Source organism: Roseiarcus sp., from assembly GCF_052145395.1.
In the GTDB taxonomy this organism is placed as follows: Bacteria; Pseudomonadota; Alphaproteobacteria; order Rhizobiales; family Beijerinckiaceae; genus Roseiarcus.
The window spans coordinates 1-2,958 of record NZ_JBKQOT010000861.1; the positions used below are offsets into that span (position 1 = coordinate 1).

The window sequence follows — 2,958 nt, forward strand, 5'->3', positions numbered from 1 at the left end:
GCGAATGTCTATCGCGACCGCATCCTGCGTGGCACGGGGTGGGATGGCTTCTACAGCATCAGCAAACTCGGCGCCTTCGGCGCCGACCTAGGCGCCGTCGCCTGTTTCTTCGACGCGCCGTGGCGGCGGATGTCGTCCAACTTGACGGCGGCCGATCAAGCTTGGCTGCTGAGCGAAGCCGCCACCCGTTTGCGCGCGTTGGGGCGGCTGACCGAGGCCCTGGAGCCGATGCGGGCGGGGCTCGAAATGCACGTCAAGCAAGCCGCCTGGGCGAGCGCAGCTAGAATCGCCAACAATTTGAGCGAGCTGGAGTTGACGCTGGGCGAGGTCGACGCGGCGATCCGCGACGGCGAGGCCGCCGTCGTATACGCCGACCGCAGCGGCGACGTCTCCACGCGGATGGTCATGCGCACGAACCAGGCGGACGTCCTGCACCAGGCGGGTCGACGCCCCGAGGCCGAGGCGCACTTCGTCGAGGCCGAGGCAATGCAGGCCAGGCTAGATCCTGGGCACCCAACGCTTTATTCGCTGCGCGGGTTCCAGTATTGCGGTCTGCTGCTCGGCGACGCCGAGCGCGCCGCCTGGCAGTTGCTGACAGTGATCGGAAACGACCGTTCTGCGCCGCCCCAATCGGCGCTTGACACCTGCGACGCCGTCGCCGGTCGGGCGCGGCGAACGCTGGCTTGGGTGACGCCGCAGAACTGGCTTCTCGACATCGGGGTCGATCATCTTACGCTTGCTCGCGCCTCGCTGGTCCAAGCGATCCTTCGCGCTGAGCCGCCTTCCGGCGAGCATGTGAAAGAAGCGTTGGACTTCCTCCGTCGCGCCGGATCGCAAGACGACCTCCCCCGCGGCCTCCTCACCCGCGCCCTCTTCCGCGCCACGACCCGCGACTTCGACGGCGCGCGGGAGGACCTCGACGAGGCGTTCGAGATCGCCGAGCGCGGGCCGATGCGGCTCCATCTCGCCGACATCCATCTCCATCGCGCGCGGCTGTTCGGGCTCATGGCCGGCCGGCCGGAAAAATATCCCTGGGTCTCGCCGCGCCACGATCTCGACAAGGCGCGGAAGCTCATCGAGTCCTGCGGCTACGGCCGCCGGCGCGAGGAGCTCGAAGACGCCGAGGCCGCATGGCGGCGCATCTATGGCGGAGGGGGGTGACGGGCACGGCGCCTTTGGCGGCTCCCATCGTCATCGCGAGCCGCGAAGCGGCGTGGCGATCCAGGGGAACGTCGAGCGCCCACCCTCCCCCTGGATCGCCGCGTCGGCCTTCGGCCTCCTCGCGATGACGGCGGGGTAGCGTAATTCTGAGAATCGCAATTCGCTTGCCAAGCCGCTCCGGCTGTGCTTTGATATTTCCGAAGGTCTGGGTTGGCAAGGCGACGGCTGTGAACGAATGTTCTCACTTGATCTGCAACGCGAAGTCGCGGTCGTCAATTCCACGTGCCCGAGCATCGGCCGCCGCTCCCGCATCCAAAGTGAAAAAGTGACAGTTTTTGGCGCCCAAAGCCTTGGAATCGCTGCCGCCCTGCCAGAACTGCAGCCCCTTCATGTCGCCCTGCGGGGCGAAGAGACGCTACCCCGCCACCCGCCCCGCTTCCCAGCCGATGATCGCCTGCTTCCGCGCCAGGCCCCAATGGTAGCCGGTCAGCGCGCCGGAGCGCCCGAGAACGCGATGACAGGGGACGACGAAGGAGATCGGATTGCGCCCCACCGCCGCCCCGACCGCCCGCGCCGCGCGGGGCTTGCCGAGCTTCACCGCGATGTCCGAGTAGGTGGTGGCCCGCCCCATCGGGACGCGAAGCAGCGTCTCCCACACTCGGACCTCGAAGTCGGTGCCGATCATCACGATGCGCAACGGCGCGTCCGGCCGCCACAAAGCGGGATCGAAGGCGCGCGCCGCGGCCAGCGCCGTCATTTCGTCGTCCGCGACGAACTCGGCCCGCGGCCAGCGCCGCATCATGTCGGCGAGGGCTAAAGGCCGGTCGCCGTCGTCGACGAAGCCTAGGCCCGCCATGCCCCGCGGAGCGACGACCACGATCGCCTCGCCGAACGGCGACGGGTGGAAGCCGTAGCGGAGCACGAGGTCGTCGCGGCGGTAGTCGCCCGGCGTCAGGGCTTCGTGGCTGACGAACAGGTCGTGCAGTCGGCTCGGGCCCGAGAGGCCGACGTCATAGGCCGCGTCCAGTACGCTCGCCGAGGAGCGCAGAAGCTCGCGCGCGCGCTCGATGGTGATCGCCTGCAGAAAGGCCTTGGGCGTGAGGCCGGCCCAGCGCTTGAACACATGCTGAAAGTGGGAGGGCGACAGCCCGACCTCAGCCGCGACGTCTTCGACCGACGGCTGGTCGCGCCAGCGGGTCGAGAGGAATTCGATGGCGCGCCGGACGGTCGGGTAGTCAGCGGAGTCGGGGGGCAGCGAAGGCGTGTCCAACATGGGATTTGTCCAATTCTCCGGCGACTCTCGCGCGCCCGCGCCCGCGACGCCACCCGAAAACGACGGCGCCTGTCACAGCGGGTCGAGAAGCCCCGTCGGCAGCCCGTCGATGCTGATGCTGTTCTTCTCGCGCCGGTAGGCCGCAAGGCCGTCTTCGCCCTTGGCGCGGGCCCAGTTGTCGAGCGACGGCCGCTCGCCGCGAAAGTCGAACAGCGGCACGCCATAGCCGCACGACGTCTGAACCCGGTCGACATGCAGGCGGACGATCTGGCGCGCGCCCGCCGGCTCCACGCCGCCGAAGGCGCTCGCGAGAAGCTCGGCATAGGCTTCGCCGCCGCGCCGAAGAATCTCGCCGCGGCCGTAGAGGCGCAAGATGTTCGGCGGCCCGTCGAAGGCGCAGAACATCAGCGTCAGCCGCCCATCGGCTTTGAGATGCGCCGCCGTCTCGTTGCCGCTTCCTGTGCGGTCGAGATAGGCGACGGTCTGGTCGTCGAGGACCGCAAAAGCGTCGGTTCCGCGCGGCG

4 protein-coding genes are annotated in these 2,958 nt (G+C 68.8%); 1 reads left to right on the forward strand and 3 read right to left on the reverse strand.

Annotated features, from left to right (window positions below; all coding sequences use genetic code 11):
• Nucleotides 1–1,161 (forward strand): hypothetical protein (locus ACLP25_RS29965; RefSeq protein ID WP_442472737.1); only part of this gene is annotated, 1,161 nt, incomplete at its 5' end.
• A gap of 241 nt (nucleotides 1,162–1,402) precedes the next feature.
• Here ACLP25_RS29965 and ACLP25_RS29970 read toward each other — a convergent pair.
• From ACLP25_RS29970 to ACLP25_RS29980, 3 genes are all read right to left on the reverse strand, one after another.
• Nucleotides 1,403–1,552 carry a hypothetical protein gene (locus ACLP25_RS29970; protein WP_442472738.1) on the reverse strand — a complete coding sequence of 50 codons (150 nt, stop codon included), beginning with the start codon at nucleotides 1,550–1,552 and terminating at the stop codon, nucleotides 1,403–1,405.
• Between the two features lie 24 nt (nucleotides 1,553–1,576).
• Nucleotides 1,577–2,434, reverse strand: a complete 858-nt coding sequence (locus tag ACLP25_RS29975; protein ID WP_442472739.1) for a methylated-DNA--[protein]-cysteine S-methyltransferase — start codon at nucleotides 2,432–2,434, stop codon at nucleotides 1,577–1,579.
• A 72-nt stretch (nucleotides 2,435–2,506) separates the two neighbouring features.
• On the reverse strand, nucleotides 2,507–2,958 hold a 452-nt coding region (locus ACLP25_RS29980; protein ID WP_442472740.1), incomplete at its 5' end, for a pyridoxamine 5'-phosphate oxidase family protein.